The sequence below is a fragment of the Cupriavidus sp. PET2-C1 genome (assembly GCF_054515855.1).
On sequence record NZ_CM137259.1, the window covers coordinates 3451288 to 3467984 of the forward strand.

The 16697-nt window shown below is 65.1% G+C and carries 14 protein-coding genes; 7 read left to right on the plus strand and 7 right to left on the minus strand.

The annotated features are described in order from the left end of the window. Window positions 1-76 precede the first annotated feature (76 nt). Complete coding sequence (locus ACX12D_RS15525) at window positions 77-2836, plus strand: LuxR C-terminal-related transcriptional regulator (protein ID WP_459371809.1); 2760 nt, start codon at window positions 77-79, stop codon at window positions 2834-2836. Here ACX12D_RS15525 and ACX12D_RS15530 read toward each other — a convergent pair. Further along, on the minus strand, window positions 2825-3820 hold the full coding sequence (locus ACX12D_RS15530; protein WP_459371810.1) for a LysR substrate-binding domain-containing protein: 996 nt from the start codon (window positions 3818-3820) through the stop codon (window positions 2825-2827). The two genes, ACX12D_RS15525 and ACX12D_RS15530, sit on opposite strands and share 12 nt — an antisense overlap. Before the next feature lie 152 nt (window positions 3821-3972). Between ACX12D_RS15530 and ACX12D_RS15535 the strand changes: the two genes are divergently transcribed. After that, window positions 3973-4794 (plus strand): aminotransferase class IV family protein, encoded by an 822-nt coding sequence (locus ACX12D_RS15535; RefSeq protein ID WP_459371811.1) that lies wholly within the window; start codon window positions 3973-3975, stop codon window positions 4792-4794. Between the two features lie 86 nt (window positions 4795-4880). After that, on the plus strand, window positions 4881-5582 hold the full coding sequence (locus ACX12D_RS15540) for a cytochrome b/b6 domain-containing protein (RefSeq protein ID WP_459374038.1): 702 nt from the start codon (window positions 4881-4883) through the stop codon (window positions 5580-5582). Window positions 5583-5596: 14 nt separating this feature from the next. Here ACX12D_RS15540 and ACX12D_RS15545 read toward each other — a convergent pair whose 3' ends face one another. The 5 genes from ACX12D_RS15545 to ACX12D_RS15565 form a co-directional block, all read right to left on the minus strand. Next, window positions 5597-6055 (minus strand): CHRD domain-containing protein, encoded by a 459-nt coding sequence (locus tag ACX12D_RS15545; RefSeq protein ID WP_459371813.1) that lies wholly within the window; start codon window positions 6053-6055, stop codon window positions 5597-5599. 265 nt (window positions 6056-6320) lie between these two features. Beyond that, entirely contained in the window at window positions 6321-7343 is a 1023-nt protein-coding gene (locus tag ACX12D_RS15550; protein ID WP_459371814.1) for a class I fructose-bisphosphate aldolase, read from the minus strand. Between the two features lie 155 nt (window positions 7344-7498). Further along, window positions 7499-9196 (minus strand): adenylate/guanylate cyclase domain-containing protein, encoded by a 1698-nt coding sequence (locus tag ACX12D_RS15555; RefSeq protein ID WP_459371815.1) that lies wholly within the window; start codon window positions 9194-9196, stop codon window positions 7499-7501. A 410-nt stretch (window positions 9197-9606) separates the two neighbouring features. Continuing rightward, the gene (locus ACX12D_RS15560) at window positions 9607-10557 is read right to left on the minus strand and encodes an IS110 family transposase (RefSeq protein ID WP_459371816.1); all 951 of its coding nucleotides are present in this window, start codon (window positions 10555-10557) and stop codon (window positions 9607-9609) included. Between the two features lie 380 nt (window positions 10558-10937). Further along, window positions 10938-11156, minus strand: coding sequence for a hypothetical protein (locus ACX12D_RS15565; RefSeq protein WP_459371817.1), 219 nt, complete (start codon window positions 11154-11156; stop codon window positions 10938-10940). Window positions 11157-11542: 386 nt separating this feature from the next. Here ACX12D_RS15565 and ACX12D_RS15570 point away from each other — a divergent pair, with 386 nt between their 5' ends. The 4 genes from ACX12D_RS15570 to ACX12D_RS15585 all read left to right on the plus strand — a co-directional run bounded on the left by ACX12D_RS15570 (window position 11543) and on the right by ACX12D_RS15585 (window position 16007). After that, on the plus strand, window positions 11543-11887 hold the full coding sequence (locus ACX12D_RS15570; RefSeq protein ID WP_459371818.1) for a DUF4148 domain-containing protein: 345 nt from the start codon (window positions 11543-11545) through the stop codon (window positions 11885-11887). Window positions 11888-12237: 350 nt separating this feature from the next. Continuing rightward, window positions 12238-13182, plus strand: a complete 945-nt coding sequence (locus ACX12D_RS15575; RefSeq protein ID WP_459374039.1) for a metallophosphoesterase family protein — start codon at window positions 12238-12240, stop codon at window positions 13180-13182. Between the two features lie 93 nt (window positions 13183-13275). Further along, entirely contained in the window at window positions 13276-13566 is a 291-nt protein-coding gene (locus tag ACX12D_RS15580) for a cupredoxin domain-containing protein (RefSeq protein WP_459374040.1), read from the plus strand. A 227-nt stretch (window positions 13567-13793) separates the two neighbouring features. Next, window positions 13794-16007 (plus strand): penicillin-binding protein 1A, encoded by a 2214-nt coding sequence (locus ACX12D_RS15585; protein WP_459371819.1) that lies wholly within the window; start codon window positions 13794-13796, stop codon window positions 16005-16007. Window positions 16008-16023: 16 nt separating this feature from the next. On the opposite strand, the gene ACX12D_RS15590 is transcribed toward ACX12D_RS15585, so the two are convergent. Next, on the minus strand, window positions 16024-16488 hold the full coding sequence (locus ACX12D_RS15590) for an aminoacyl-tRNA deacylase (RefSeq protein WP_459371820.1): 465 nt from the start codon (window positions 16486-16488) through the stop codon (window positions 16024-16026). Between the last annotated feature and the right edge of the window lie 209 nt (window positions 16489-16697).

A 16697-nucleotide genomic window follows, 5' to 3' on the forward strand; every position in this document is an offset into this window, starting at 1 on the left:
TTGAGCCCGGGTTGAGCCCGGGTTGACGCCCAATATGGCAAACTGGGCCGCAAAAGATCGACCGGGGACAACCAGCATGGCGCAGCAACAAGCACGTGGAAGGCGGTCGGCCGAAGCATCGGCTGCGGTGCTGGTCGAGGCCAAGCTGGCTCCGCCGCAACTCGCATCGCGCCTGCTGGCGCGCCCGCAACTCTCGAGCCTGCTGCATGCGGGCTTGGCGCAGCGCCTGCTCAGCGTGACGGCACCGGCCGGCTACGGCAAGACCACGGCGCTGGCCCAGTTCGTCGCGCAACTGGCGCCGCTCGGCATCACCACGGCCTGGCTCAGCCTCGACGCCGAGGATAACGATCCGCTGCGTTTCATGCGCTACCTCGCTGCGGCGCTGCACCATGCCGACGCGCGCCTGGGGCGCAACACGCTCGCGCAGGCCGATGGCGGCAACATGGCGTCGCTCGATGCGCTGGTGACATCGCTGCTGCACGATCTGCTCGGCCACGATCGGCGGCTGATGCTGGTGCTCGACGACTTCCACCTGGTGCAACACGAAGGCCTGCACCGCAAGCTGGAATGGCTGATCGCCCACCTCCCGCCGAACATCGGCCTGGTGCTGGCCAGTCGCACCCGGCTGCCGCTTTCAGTCAGCCAGTTGCGGCTGCGCGGCGAGCTGCTCGAACTCGATGCCGTGCATTTCGGTCTCGGCCTGGACGAGGCCGCCGACTTCGTCGGCCGCGTCAGCGGCACGCCGCTCGACCGCGCGCAAGTCGAGACGCTGCATGACCTCACCGAAGGCTGGATCGCCGGGCTGCAGCTGGCATCCCTCGCGCTGCGCGGGTCCGACGACCGAAGGGCATTCCTCGCGGATTTCTCGGGCACCGACCGCGACATCACCGACTACCTTGGCGAGCAGGTGCTCGACAGCCTGCGGCCCGACCTGCGCGCGTTCCTCCTGCGCACGTCCGTGCTGGACCGGTTTTGCGCCGAGCTCTGCGACGAGGTGCTGGACCGCGACGACAGCCGCGCGATGCTGGCCGAAGTCCAGAGCCGCAACCTGTTCCTCTCGGGCCTGGACCGCTCGCGCACCTGGTTCCGCTACCACCACTTGTTCGCCGATTACCTGCGCGGCCGGGCGCGCGAGCTGCCTGGCGACGCCATGCGCGCGGTCCACCTGCGCGCCAGCGACTGGTTCCACCGCCACAAGCTGCCGCATGAGGCGGTACGCCATGCGTTCGAGGCCCACGACCTGGAACGCGCAGCCGACCTCGTGGCCTCGTTCTCGGGCGAGCTGGTGCAACACCGCGGCGAACACGCCACCTTGCTGGGTTGGCTGACCCGCCTGCCTCAGGCGCTGGTGCATGCACGGCCGAAGATCCGCACCGGGCATGCCTGGTCACTGGTGCTCACGCGGCGCTACCCCGAGGCCGAGCAGGAACTGCGCGCACTCGAAGCCGCCTGCTCGGACAGCGGCGCCGTAGACAATGAGGGCGCGCTGCGCAGCGTGATCGAAATGATCCGTTGCGTCTACTGGGCCCATACGGGCGAGCCGCTGCTTGCCAGGTCGCGCAGCGAAGCCTGGCTGCGGCGTTGGCCGCACGCCGACGCCTTCCTGACCGGCGTGGTCGCTAACGTGCTGGCTAGCGGCTGCTGCGAGTCCGATGCCTTCGAGCAGGGTATCCAGGCCCTTGCCGTCGCCAGGCGCGCATTCGAGGAATGCCGCGCCGACTACGGCCTGGCCTGGGCCTCGGCGCTGGCGATGATGATCGCCATGCGCCGCGGTGATCAGCACGAGGCGATGGCGCAGGCGAAGGCCGGCATCGCCATCGTCGCGCGCAGCCTCGGTGTTGCGTCGTATGCGGGTTCGATGCTCACTTTGCTGGCCGCCGAAGTCTGCTATGAACAGAACGACCTGGCGCAGGCGCAGCGTTTCGTCGACCAGGGCCTGCCCTTCATCGACGAGCACGGTCTGGTCGAGATGACCACGGCTGGCTACCTCACGCGCGCGCGGCTGCTGCGCCTGCGCGGCGAGCACACGGCAGCCGATGCCTGCCTGCTTGAAGGCGAGTCGCTGGGTCACCGGCTCAGGCTGCCGCGACTGTCGCTGATCCTGGCGGCTGAGCGCTGCACGCTGCGGCTGCAGGCGGGGGCACCGGACGATGCGCTCAAGCTCGCCCAATCGTATGGCCTGGTCGCGCGTGGTGGGGAAACCGCGCCGCTGCTGGCGGCCGCCGATGAGGACATCGTCTGCCTGATGCGGCTGCGCCTGCGTTTCGCGCACGGCGCCGGGCCTGGTCCATTCGGCGCGCTCAACGATGCCATCCGCCGCGCGCAGCGCGACGGCCATCAGGGCCAACTGGCGCGCCTGCTGGCCCTCAAGGCGGTGCAGCAGCACCGCACGGGCGACCGGGCGCAGGCAATGCGTACGCTGGACGAGGCGTTGCAGCTTGCCGCGCAGCACGGCTTGCTGCGCAGCTTGCTCGATGCCGATGCCCTGTTGCTCGTCATGGTGGAAACCATGGCCGCGGGCCGCGATGCACTGCAGGGCGCCACCGATACGCGGGTGCCGCTTGACTACCTGCAGCAGTTGCTCCAGGCGGCCGGCCGCAGCGTGACAGGCGTGCGAAGCGCGCCGCCCACGCCGGCCGGGACCATGGCGCTGACGGAGCGCGAACTGAAGATCCTTCGCCTGCTCAAGGCCGGCCTTGGCAACCGCGAACTGGCGCAAAGCCTGTTCGTGTCGGAAGCCACGGTCAAATGGCACCTTCACAACATCTTTGCGAAGCTCGGCGTGCGCAACCGCACCAGTGCGCTGGCGCGCGCGCAGGAGAACTCACTGTTCTGACCGGTGCTGTCCGCGCGACGTGATGCCGAGATGGCCGCCCTGAACGGCGTGAGCAGCGTGAGCGGTGTGAGCCGTGCCAGCCGTCTCGTTGCGCATCCATTGGCTGAACGCAAGGATGCGAGGGTCCTGGCTGCTGCGCGCCGGATAGACAAGATGATAGGCATACGCCGGCGCGACGCTCACGCCGATCTCGAATAGCCGCACCAGGCGGCCTTGGGCCAGGTCATTGGCAATCATGGGCAGTTCCACGAGGCCAATGGCAGCGCCGTCGATCACGGCCTGCACGACATGGCTCGAATCGGCAAAGGCAACGCATCGGCTGTCGTCGAAATCGTCGACGCCGGCCGCGGCCATCCACATGTGCCAGTCGGGCCAGGCCATGCCGTCCACCGGGCAGTCGACATAGCACAGCGTGTGGCCAAGCAAGTCCCGCGGCGTTTGCAGCCGGGCACCGGCTTCGCGCAGTTTCGGGCTGCAGATCGGGACGACAACCGTGTCGAACAGCCGGTCCGAGCGCGTGTCTTCATAGTGCCCGGCGCCAAAGCGGATCGCGATATCCACGTCGTCCGCGTCGAAGTCCCGTACCTGATCGGAAATATCGAATGTGAGTTCGAGCGTCGGGTTGGCGGCCCTGAACCGCGCAAGCCGGGGCAGCAGCCAGCTGGTGGCGAACATCGCGCCTAGCGAGATGCGCAGATGCGCCGGTCCCCGCGCCATTCTCCGCGCCCGGCTGGCGGCCCGCTGCAAGGTGTCGAGCGCGTCGGCAGCCGCCTCGAACAAGACGGCGCCGGCTGGCGTGAGCTGGATGCTGCGGCTGGTGCGCGCGAACAGCGTGATGCCCAACTGGTCCTCGATCTCCTTGATCTGGTAGCTGACGGCCGCCGGCGTCAAGCCCACCTCCTGCGCCGCGCGGGTGAAGTTCAAGTGCCGCCCGGCCGCCTCGAAGGTCCTCAGTGCTCGTGTGCCCGGCAGCATTCGCTTCATGGATCTTCAAGCCTTTCTTAATGATCCGGCAAGAAATACTCGTTTCTCAAAGCGCGGTCAATAGCAGATAGTTGCGGCCAACCCTGCGCATGCAGCTGGGACGCGACCCTCGCCAAGCCCACTGCACGCAACCACCGGAGTCACTGCGACCCATGTCAGCTAGCCAGTCTTCTTTTATCGTTCAGCGCAATGGCCTGCCGGCAACCCTCGCCGCGTTGGCCCCCCTCGCCTTTGCGGGCTACGCGCATTTCACCGCGATGCAGGTGCGCGGCGGCCGGGTCCGCGGGCTGGATCTCCATCTCGAGCGGCTCAGGGCGGCCACGATGGCGTTGTTCGGCCGCGCATTGCCCGACGATCAGGTGCGGTCCTATCTGCGCGCGGCGCTGGCATGCACGCCAGCGGACGTCTCGCTGGTGGCCACCGTGTACTCGCCGGCGGGTGAGTTCACCGTGGCCGGCGCGGATGCCGAGCCGGAAGTGCTGGTGCGTACCGGGCCGCCCGCGTCCGGCCCACAGGGGCCGTTGGCGTTAGCCGCCGTCCCCCACGAGCGGGTGCTCCCGGCCCTGAAGCACGTTGGCGAAGTGGCCAAGACGTATTTCCTGCGCCAGTCCGTGGGCAAAGGCTTTGACGATGCCGCTTTCGTTGACGCTCAGGGGCGGCTCAGCGAGGGGACCATCTGGAACCTGGTCTTTTGGGACGGAGACGCGGAAGCGGTCGTGTGGCCCGAGGCCGAGATGCTGGCAGGCACGACCATGGGCATCGTGCGCCGGCAACTGGATCGCCTCGGTGTCCGTCAGCGCGTCCAGCCAGTGACGCTTGCCGATCTACCTGGCCTGGCCGGGGCGGCGGTGATGAACTCCTGGACGCCGGGGGTGGCGGTGAACCGGATCGGTTCCGCGCCCATGCCTGAGGCGCCGGGCTTGCTCGCGCTGCTTCACCGGGCCTATCAAATGGAAGACCCCGTCTCGCCGTGAGTGCATGGCAACGATTGCCCATTGTCGCGGATTGCGGTTGAATGGCCCATGACTTCGGGCCAGCGGCTATGCGGGAGGGCGCATCGATGAAACCTGACGGCCAGGTCCAATCCCCGGAGCAAGCTGATCGTCGCCCCGTGCTGGTGTGGGACTTGCCGACGCGGCTGTTCCACTGGCTGGCGGTGGTGCTGGTAGCGGGGGCTTATGCGACCTGGCGGCTGAACTGGATGGACTGGCATATCCGGATTGGCGAAACACTGCTCGCGCTGGTGCTGTTCCGGTTGCTTTGGGGCTGCTTTGGCAGCGAAACCGCACGGTTCCGCAGCTTTGTGGCCTCGCCCGCCGCCGCGTTCCGCCATCTGCGGCATCTGTGGCACCTGCAGCACCGCGAGGCCGACGTGCAAGTCGGCCACAACCCGGCCGGCGGGTGGATGGTGTTGCTGCTGCTCGCGTTGATGCTGGCCGAGACGCTCAGCGGGCTCTACATCAACAACGACATCGCGGACAAAGGGCCGCTCACCGAATGGGTCCCCGCATCGGTCGCCAATGCGATCACGGCGCTGCACACGATCCTGTGGGACGCGCTGCTGGCGGCGGTGGCGTTGCACGTGCTGGCCATCGCGCTGTACGCGGTGGCCAAGGGCCACAACCTACTGCTTCCCATGCTGACCGGCCGCAAACGCCTGCCGGCGCGCATCGCCACACCGCGCCTCGCGAGCGCGATGCTGGCGCTGCTTCTGCTGGGAGCCGGCGCCGCCGCGGCGGCGCTTCTCTCGGTGTATCTCTGAGCTGCGGCGTGGCTTCAGTAGCTCTTCGGTGGCAGCACCTGGCCGCGTATCTCGCCGTCCGGATGATCCTTTGTGTGGACGTTGATGTACATTTCGCCGGCAAGGAATTCTTGTGCATCGGCCGGGGATAGCGTGGCCTGGCCCTTGAGGGGACTGGTGACCGGAGCGCCCTTAACGGAGATCCAGATTTTCGCGTTCGCGTTCTTGCCGCTTGTGGCAGGCCCGTGGAAATGCGCCATGGTGGCCTCGCTGGGTAGGCCGTTGAGCGTGACTGCCCAAGTGACAACCCGTGTGCCGGGGTCGTAGGTGAGGTCGACGGAACCACTGCCCTTGCTCTGGACAGGAGGTACCTCCTGCGCGCCGCTGAGCGGCACGGTAAACGAGAGCGGCGCCGCATGCACCCAGGTCATCGACCCCGCCAAGGCGAGGCCAGAGAGCCACATGAGGTTGCGCCGCGATATGGAAACACGCATTTCATTGCCTCCTGTCCGGTATGGCACCGGTTGAACAGCGGCCGCCTGCAGTTGTTGCGTGGCGGCGAGAGTACCCGATGCCGGCACTTCCGGCGCCGGGCAAAGCTGTCAGCCAACCGGTCGCTGGCACGAGTCCGAGAAAAGGATAGACCCGGCTGTCTGTCAAATCCAGAACCGTGGTTGGCAGCCAGGCCGACATGGCGCCGCGCGTCCCCGCGCTACTCGACTTCCTGCTGGCGCGCTCCCGCCCGCGCCTGCCGGTTGCTCAGCCCGCAGCGGTCTCCAACGCCGCTTCATATTGCCCCAGGCAGGCCATGCCATTCAGCCGTGCGCGCTGCAGCAGCGCCCGTTGCGCTTGTGCCACGTTAGCGGCCTCGCCGCGCCAGGCCAGCAGGGGCGGCTCCTGCAAGGCGCGCCCGTAGGAGAAGGACAGTCGCCAGGGCAACGGGGCGAGCCGGTTCATGGCATCGAGATTGGCGGTGGCCTCAGTGGGCGTTTGGCCGCCGGACAGGAAGAAGATGCCCGGCACCGCCGCGGGCACCGTGCGCTTGAGCACCTGCACGGTCTCGATGGCAACCTCGGCCGGCGCCGCGTGCCCGGCCTCCTTGCCCGGGAGGACCATGCTGGGTTTCAGCAGCATGTGTTCGAGCACTACCGCATGCCGGTGCAGGGCGTGAAAGACTTCGTGCAGCACGGCCTCGGTGACCTCGGCGCAACGCGCCATGGAGTGCGCGCCATCCATCAGCACCTCGGGCTCGACGATGGGCACCACGCCCGTCTCCTGGCAGATCGCGGCATAGCGTGCCAGCGCCTGCGCATTGGCCTGGATGGCGAGCCGGCCAGGCAGTGTGTCGGACACGTTGTACACCGCGCGCCACTTGGCAAAGCGCGCGCCTTGCTGGCGATAGGCGGCAAGCCGCTTGGCCAGCCCGTCGAGGCCCTCGGTGATCTCGTCGCCGGGAGCGTGGGCGAGCGCGAGCTTGCCCTTGTCCACCTTGATGCCGGGCACGATGCCTTGGCGTGCAGCCAGTTCTGGCAGCGGCGTGCCATCGTCGGCGCGCTGGCCCAGCGTTTCCTCGTACAGGATCACGCCGCTGATGCAATCGCCAAGACCTGGTGTCGACAGGAGCAGGTTGCGCCACGCCCGGCGGTTTTCCTCGTTCGATTCCACACCGATGCGCTCGAACCGCTTGGCGATCGTCGGCCCGCTCTCGTCGGCGGCCAGCAGGCCTTTGCCCGCTTGAACCAGGGCATCCACGGTGGCTTGCAGTTCGCTTCGTGTGTCCATGATGCGGCTCCGTGAAGGTGACATGGGAACAAGCATTAGCGCATCAGCGCGATCGCGCAAGCGGGCCGGGGGGCGTGGCCAGTGCTGATGGTGGCCGACCGAACACTTCGCGCAGCTTGCCCTTGGCCTGCCCGGGCGTGGCGCGCGGGGCGTAGTCAGGCCCGAGGCATCTGCGCCGCCTTGGACAGCACACAGACGGGCACCGGGTCATCGCGGCCTCGCACGTGTGCGGCAAGCTGTGGCAGACCCGCGGCCGAAACGCCGGCTTGCTGGAAGACCTGCTCCGAGACGATCGCCTCGCAAGCCATCTCCTTGGTCAACTGCTCGAGTCTCGAGGCCACATTCAACGGGTCACCAATTGCCGTGAACGTAACATGGTCGCGGAAACCAATCTCGCCCATGACGGCCCGGCCGCAGTGCAATCCGATGCCAAAGCGGATCGGCGTCTGCAACTGCTGCTTGAGCGCAGCGTTGAGTTCGTCAATATTGGCGGCAACCAGCGGCACTGCGCTGAGCGCCTGGCGACAGGCCTCGGCCGGCTCGCAGCGCAAGCCAAAGATCGCGAGCACCGCGTCTCCGAGGAACTGGTTGGGCAGACCGCCCGCCTGAACCACCGCGGCGCAGACCGCACTGAGGAAGCGGCTGACCATGAACAGGCTGTCGAACGGCAATTGTGCCGCCGCAAGCTTTGTGGAGTCCCGCATATCCACGAACATGAACGCCGCAAATCGCTCTTGCGGCATGACGTCCCGCTGGCGCCGCTGCAGGAAGGCCGCCGATGCGGCCGGCGGCACCAGTGGCCACACGCAGAGATCGTGGGTCGGCCGCAACTGGCAGGCCAGGCGCACTGTCTGCGAATCCGCTCCCAGCCGCTCCAGAACGCGCCGCTCCGCCTCCGCCGGCGCGGGCAGCGGCACCGCACTGAGCACACGCACCCGGCACAACGTGCATCGGGCGCGGCCACCGCAAGTGCTGGCATGGGGCACGCCGCCCATGCGGCTAGCCTCCAGCACCGAGAATCCGAGCGGCGCGAATACCTTTCGCCCGTCCGGATACAGAACGCACAGCCGCCCGGCCCGGCGCTCCCGCGCCGCGCGCACCAGGCGCGCTGCGAGCACCAGCAGCAGCGCACCACCATCGAAGAGCAAAAAGTCGTTGCGCAGTCCGGCGAGCCAGAGGTTTTGCAGCCCCGTGCCGATGATCGTCGTCTGGGTCGCCGCGGCGCGCCAGACGGGATCCTGCGCAAGCGCGATCACTTCCCGTCCGCCCTGCAAGAAGCCGAGCAGCGCGAGCACCGGGATCAGCACGGCGACGCTCAGCAGCACACTCCGCCACGCCCCGAACCATGGTTTCAGGCGCAACCAGAACCAGATGCCGTAACACCCATGCAGCCAGGCGACCACCAACAGCATCAGTTGCACGCGGCCGAAGAACGGTGAGTCGATCCAGAACGAGTACAGCAACTGCGCATAGCCCTTGTTCAGGCCGAACTCGGCAAAGGCGACCCGCGTATTCACAACATGGTTGGCTAGCAGCGGCGGTATGCACAAGCCGAGGACGAGTTGCGCTACCTCACCCGGAGTCCAATGCAACGAGCGCCGTTCGTACAGCGCCCACAGACCCAGGAAGAAATGCGTCAGCAGCGCGCTGTACAGCAGGGCCGTTCCAAGCCATCCTTGCCAGATGAACTTCTGCACGAGCAGACCACGCTCCAGCCAGGCGAGCGAGATATTCCCCAGCGAGTGGTTCAGCAGGTGCGTACCCACATAGGTAAACAGCACCAGTCCGGAGGCCAGCCGGACCGATCGCACATCCGCCGGCCGCCACCTTTGGAGATAGGGAACGTGTGACATGCTCTACTCTACCCTCCACGCCTCGCGATGCGCCAGCGCTTGCCACCAGGCGACAGCGCGGCCGGGCGCACGCCAGGTTAGCATCACTTCCAACGTTTGAAATGGGTAGTGCAGGCGCCTGAGGCGCCCTGGCGATTTCCATTTAGGCTCATCCGGCTTTCGTGTGGGTCGATGCATCGCTGGGCGAAATCCAGCGCTGCCGTAGCTCCGGCGTAGTGCTTCTCCCCCACTCACTCCACGACGACGATGAAGTGCTACGACGTGTGCGCGGAGAATTTCGGGGTTCGTGGTTTATCGCAAGCCGGTTTAGCGCTTGGATGCATCGGACCTCAGCGGAAATCGATGCATCGCCGAGCTAAATCCAGGGCTGCCGTAGCTCCCCTCTCCCGCATGGCGGGAGAGCAACCGTGTCAAGCTGGCAGTTTGTTTTCCCACGGCTGACCGGTCTTCGCCATGGTATTGAGGACCGTCAGCAGCTTGCGCATGCAGGCAGTCACGGCGAGCTTGAATGGCTTGCCGGTAAGACTCAGGCGCTCATAGAAACTACGGATGGCAGGGTTATGACGAATCGCTGTTACCGTTGCCATGTACAGCACATTGCGCACCTCGGCTCGACCGCCGCGGATGTAGCGTTGTCCCCGGCGCTTGCCGCTGTCGTCGTTAAACGGCGCCACGCCGACCAGCGCTGCGATCTGCTGGCGGTTGAGCTTACCCAACTCGGGCAGTCGCCCCAGCAGGGTGAACACGCTGACTTTGCCAATGCCCGGGACACTGCCAAGCAATTCCACTTTGTGCTTCCATACGTCGCTGGTGCGCAGCTTGTGGGTCATATCGATATCGAGCGACTTGATGCGGGCGTCCAACCATTCGATATGCTCTTTCAGACTCTTGATGGCAAGCGGCGGCGCAGTGGCGACACGAGCCTTCTCTTGCGCCCGCATGACCACCAGCTGGCTGCGCCGATCCAACAGGTCAGCAAATTCGCGCTGCGCCTCATCGGGCAGCGGACGCACTGGCGGCCGGATCTGCTGGGCAAAACGCGCCAGCACGCGAGCATCGAGCCGGTCGGTCTTGGCCAGAATCCCGCAAGCTTTAGCGAAGTCGCGCACCTGCTTGGGGTTGACAACCGCGACCGGCAATCCGGCACCGGCCAGCGCGATACTGACGCTGGTTTCATAACCGCCTGTCGCCTCGAGCACGATGCGATCGATTTGACCTTCATCGTTATGCTCGGCCAGGTATGCCAGCAGCGAAGCGATACCCGCTTCGTCATTGATGAACTGCAAGCTCGCGCTGTCAGGCAAAGAGTCCAGATCCAGCGTGTTCTTGCTAACGTCGATTCCTACAACCTTGATATCCATTCGGCTTATCCCATCCTTGTGACCATTCGGCGTACTGCCATCCAACCGTTCGGGCTTAGGCTAAACGCTATCAAAAAATGGAAGCCTCGATCCTCGCTCTCCCTCGAACTTGGGCTTTCGCCCAGGGCATGGGGCCATCGATCTGAGGCTTCCAGGACATATTGTCCGACATACAAGGGGTTGGGGGAGAGGGCGGGCCTGCGCAAGAGCGAGGCGCATCACCTTGAGCGAGCGCCCACCCTCTCCCCCGGCCCCTCTCCCATTTCATGGGAGAGGGGAGCAAAACAGCGCTTTGCTCCCCGCCACTTGCACCCGCGTGCCGTACCCACACGACCGTCTGAAGAACCTCTATTCAAGCCGCCGGTGGATCTGGCCGCGTCTTAGCTGTGCGCGCCGTCGGTGAACGGATCGCGCCGATCCGTGATTTTTGCCCCGTCGGAATAAACGTCGAACTTGCCTGCTTTCGCGCCATCCGTGTAGGGATCGCGCGGCCCGACGATGTGGGTGTTGCTGTCAGGGGTTGAGGGGACGCTGGACGACTGGGCCAGCGCTGCGAACGAAGCCAATGCCGCGACAGCGGCCGCAATCAGGATTTTCATGACGAGCTCCAAATACAGTAGGGATAGCTTCCAAAGCGCATCTCCGTGAAGGCTACGCCTGGGCACGTAACTCGCTTCCGGTTTCCGGGGGTATCGATCCATCCCGAGAACTGGTTCGCCGTGCATTTGTAGAACCGCGCAGCCACCCGCTTTATTCCCGCACAAGCGGTTGATGCGGTCAGCGGCCAAGGGAAATTCCTGTTCCCCGGTTCATGTTCCTTTGCCCTCTTATCGCTGATGCCGTGGATCCCGCAGATGCGTCTTTTTCTGCGAGGGCAATCGGGGAATAAGCAGACCGGTGCCCCGGTTTACCCACGCAGAGCGTCCAACTGCGCAGTCGAGTCGACCGCGGGCATCGCTCGCTCGGACAACCAAGGAGTACTGACATGAAATCGAATTCGCTAAATCGGCTTTTCGTGCTGCCCACGCGCGCCTCGCTCATCGTGAGCGCTGCGTTGATGGCAACGTCCGTTGGTGTCTATGCGCAAACGCCACCGGCACCCGCCACGCAGCAAGTCACTCGTGCGCAAGTGCGACATGAACTCGAGGAATTGGAGTCGGTCGGCTACAACCCCTCCCTTGGCGACAATGGCGACTATCCCGCCGACATCCAAGCGGCGGAACGAAAGCTGGAAGCCAAACATCAGGCGGAAAGGAATGCGCTGATGGGTGGAAACCAGGCAGCACAGACCAGTGACAACCAGACCGCACAGACGAAGCCCGCGCCGTGATTCCGGGCGCACGGCGCACACGGTTTCTCGAAAGAGGATACGGCTGGCAGGGCAACTGAACGACTTTTTGTGGCGTACCAATCCAGATCGGATGGGATCATGCATCGCGACCAGTTCAAGTTCTGGAACGCCGTTGGCATCATTGCCATCGGCCTTCTCTTCTACTACCTCTTGGTCAACTAGTGCCCTGCCCGAGAAAACGACGAACGCAGGCGGCACACCGGTCACATGATCGGCGCTTGCCATGCGGAATAAAACAGATGGCCCGGCGGTTTACCTGACGAACCCAATCGGGAGGTCCGTCGGATGGTCCGGTGATCCACCTCTCGAACTTTCATTGTGAGGGCAATATGTCGTCAGATCTTCCATCCAATCCGTCGCGCCGCGGCGCGTTGAAGTGCCTCGCTTTCGGTGGCGCGGGCACCGTGTTTGTCCTGGCAGGCGGCGTTCTCGCGCCGGTGGAACTGGGCCTTGCCGCCGCCGGGAAAGGCCCGTCATCGGCCGCGGGCATCCCTCTTTTCCTGCAGATCAGCGACACGCATATCGGCTTCAACAAGGAAGCCAATCCCGACGTCGCGGGCACGCTCAAGCAGACCATTGACTTCGTCAATGCCATGCCGGTCAAGCCGGCGCTGACGATTCACACGGGCGACATTACGCATCTTTCCAAGGCGGAAGAGTTCGACCACGCGGCCCAATTGATGTCGGGGCTGAATATCACCGAGTTGCATACCGTGCCCGGCGAGCATGACGTGACCGATGGGCCTGGGACGGAGTACTTCAACCGCTTCGGTCAAGCCTCCGGCAACAAGGGCTACTACAGCTTCGACCACAGTGGCGTCCACTTTATCGGCCTGGTCAACGTGATGCATTTCAAGCCAAACGGTTTGGGGGGCCTGGGCGACGACCAGCTCGCCTGGCTGAAAGCCGATCTGAGGGGCCGCTCGTCCAGCACGCCGATCGTCGTCTTTGCACACATGCCAATGTGGACGATCTACCAGCCGTGGGGTTGGGGCACCGGCGACGCCGGCGAGGCCATGAGCTATCTGACGCGCTTCGGTTCGGTCACGGTCTTGAACGGCCATATCCACCAGATCGTGTCAAAGGTGGAAGGCAATATCACCTTCCATACGGCGCGCTCGACGGCCTATCCGCAACCGACTGCCGGCAATGGACCCGGACCCATGCCGCTGACGGTACCGGGCGATCAGCTGCCCAGGATGCTTGGCGTGACCAGCATCAAGATCATGCGTCACCCGCTCGCGGCGACGCTCGCCGACACCACGCTCGCCTGAATTGCCAGGCACTGCTCACCAACCAGGACCCAGATCATGCTAACCGCTATCCTTCGCCGCGCCTTCGTCGTCCCCCTCGGGGTCGGGATTCTCATGGCGGCATTGACTTGCGAGTTCTCCGTCGCGCAAGCGCAGGAGAACCATGTCGTCGTTGTGAAGAATTTCATGTTCTCGCCGATGTCGCTCACAATCAAAGCTGGCTCGACCGTGACCTGGAAGAATCTCGACGGCGAACCGCACACGGTTGTCAACGACGCCGGCCTGTTCCGCTCCAGCGCGCTCGATCAGAACGATACCTACAAGTTCAAGTTCGATAAGCCGGGGGTCTACAAGATCTTCTGCGGCATACACCCGAATATGATGGCGACAATCACCGTACAGTAGGGGCCGGCGAACCCGCCGTCCAGCCCCCGCTCGCCGGGCAGCCGGCGGGCGGGGGCGGCCATCCGGTTCGCGGTGGGCGATCGTCGCTTCAGCGGCTATCGCGAACGTTGTCCACACGAAACAAATGTAAGCATCTGTTAATGCCACGCGTCGCGGCCCCGCATTGATCACAGAAGCGCCCTTCCGCTTTGGTACGATCGCGCTCTTTCCGCCAGCGCCCCGCCACCGTGAATCGCCGATTTGCATCGTTGTTTTGTGCGCATTGCACACGGTGGCTCGCCCGCGTCCAACCGCTGGCCGCCGCCGGCAGCACGATCACCAGACTCGCTCTCAGTAGCGCGCTGCGCCGCCTGCGCCACCCGACGCGACGCGGCGTCGCGCTGACGCTCGCCGCGGCGCCGGCGCTCTTCCTGCTGTATGTGCTTGCGCTCGTGCCGTTTACGCCGGGCATCGGCGACATCCGCAAAGCCCGCGTCGACCGGCCAGCGTTGATCGTGTCGGCCGACGGCAAGCTGCTCGATGCGTTCAAACCGGTCAATCGCGAGTGGGTGTCTCTCAGGCAGGTCTCGCCGCACATGGTGGACGCATTGATCGCGACCGAAGACCGCCGCTTTTACGAGCATCATGGCATCGACTGGAAACGTACCGCGTCGGCCGCGCTGCATACGTTCTCCGGCGACCGGCAAGGTGGCTCGACGATCACGCAGCAGCTCGCGCGCAACCTGTATCCCGACGAAATCGGCCGCGCGCCGACCCTCACGCGCAAGCTCAGGGAAGCGATCACGGCATTCAAGATCGAAGCCGTGTACAGCAAGGATCAGATCCTGGAGACGTACCTGAACACGGTGCCGTTCCTGTACAACGCTTACGGCGTGGAAATGGCCGCACGCACCTATTTCGGCAAATCGGCCAATCAGCTCGACATTCTTGAAAGCGCCACGCTCGTCGGCATGCTCAAGGCCAACAGCACCTACAACCCTGTGCTCAATCCCGAGCGCGCGTTGCAGCGGCGAAACACGGTGCTCGGGCAGATGAACAAATACGGCAAGCTCAAGACCGATGCCTACACCGCATTGCAGCGACGACCGCTCAACGTCGATTTCGAGCTGCAGACCGCGCAGCCGGGCGCCGCACCGCATTTTTCGGCGCAATTGCGCAAGTGGCTGATCGCATGGGCCGATCGCAACGGCTACAACATCTATGCCGACGGGCTGGTCGTGCGCACGACCATCGATTCGCGTCTGCAGGCCATGGCGATGCAGGCGATGGACTGGCAGACGAACCAGTTGCAATGGATAGCGAACGGCGCATGGAACGAACGCACGGGCTGCTGGCCGGGCAACGACCTGTTCCGGACGTTCATCCGGCAGTCGCCCGACTACCGCGCCGCACGCGATGCGGGACAATCGGATGAGGCCGCGCTCAGGAAACTCGCCACGAACCCCGCGTTCGTCCGCGCGCTCTGCCGGAGCAAGACGCAGATCCAGGCGGGTTTTGTCGCGATCGACCCGCGCAACGGCGATGTCAAGGCATGGGTCGGCAGCCGCGACTTCCGTGACGAACCGTTCGATCACGTGCAGCAGGCCCGGCGTCAACCGGGTTCGACGTTCAAGCCGTTCGTCTACGGCGCGGCCTTCGCGCACGGTGCGCGGCCGAGCGATACGATCGTCGACCAGAACGTCGCCATCGCGCTGACCGGGCATGCGATCTGGCGGCCTACCGACGCGGAACCGCCCACCGGCCGGCCGATGACGCTGCGCGACGCGCTAGTGTATTCGCGCAACCGCGTCACCGCCCAGCTCATGCAAAAGGAAGGCCCCGAGAAAGTCGCACGGCTCGCGCAGGCCATGGGGGTGCGCGCGAGTCCGCTCGAAGCGGTGCCGTCGCTCGCGCTCGGCACAAGCCCGGTCACGCTCAAGGAAATGGTCTCGGCGTACAGCACGATCGCGAACCGCGGCGCCTATATCGAACCGCGCATGGTCACGCGCATCGAGGATCACGACGGCAAGGTGCTGGCCGAATTCGCGAGCCCATTGCCGGAACAGGCGCTGCCCGCCGGCGCGGCGCAAACGCTCGTCGACGTGATGCGCGACGTCGTTAGCCGGGGCACCGGCGCGGCCATCCGGACGCGCTTCGGGATTCGCGCCGACGTGGCCGGCAAGACGGGGACGACGCAGGACAACACGGATAGCTGGTTCATCCTGATGCATCCGCAACTGGTCGCGGGCGCGTGGGTGGGTTTCGACGATGGACGTGTGACGCTCGGCAACTATTGGGGCGAGGGAGCGCACAGCGCCCTGCCCATGGTGGGCGCGTTCTACGACATGGCGCTGCGCGCGCGGGTGATCGATCCGGATGCGCGGCTCGGCCCCGAAACCCGGCCGCCCCCTCGCCCGGTCCATGAGCGACGGCATCGACACTTCCTCTTCTGGAGGTTCTGATGTCGCCGCTGGCGCCCTACATCATCCGGTGCGCGAAATGCCCGCGCCGAGCTTCGGTCATGAGGGCGGCAAACTGCTCGGTGCTCATGTGCACCAGTTCCTCATGGTCGCCCGCCTCGAAGTAGACGTCGGGATGCGTCAGCAGGCTGTCGTCGAGCCAGGTCAGCGTGCCGTACGCCATACCGACCGGCGGGAGCGCGCCGATGCTGCAGTCCCTGAACACTTCAAGCACGCCATCCCCATGCGCCAGCGACAGCTTGCGGCCGGTTTGTTCGCAGATATCTAACAGCTTCAGCTGGTGGGTGGAAGGGATCACCGCGGCGAGGTAGCCTCGGTCGTCCTCCAGCAGGATAGTTCGGGCGAGCCGGTCACCGGGGACATACGCAGTCTGCGCAGTTGCCGGGCCGCTTGGGCGACGAACGGTTTCAAACTGGCTCTGCCTCTTGCTCAGGCATCTTGCCAGCGTGGTAGCCATGACCATGATTCCGACCTCCGAGCGCTGATCGCTGCAGTTGCTTACGTTGCTTACGTATCGGAACTATAGGTCAAGCACCGGGCGACAATCGGTGGGGCTAACCCCAGCACGGTCGCGGGCGGCCGATAGCGACGCGCTATTGAGGCGATTGCAAACTCATATTCTGTTGCCGAACGCTTTCAACTATATTTTGTGTGCGGCAGGCCTGCCGACGC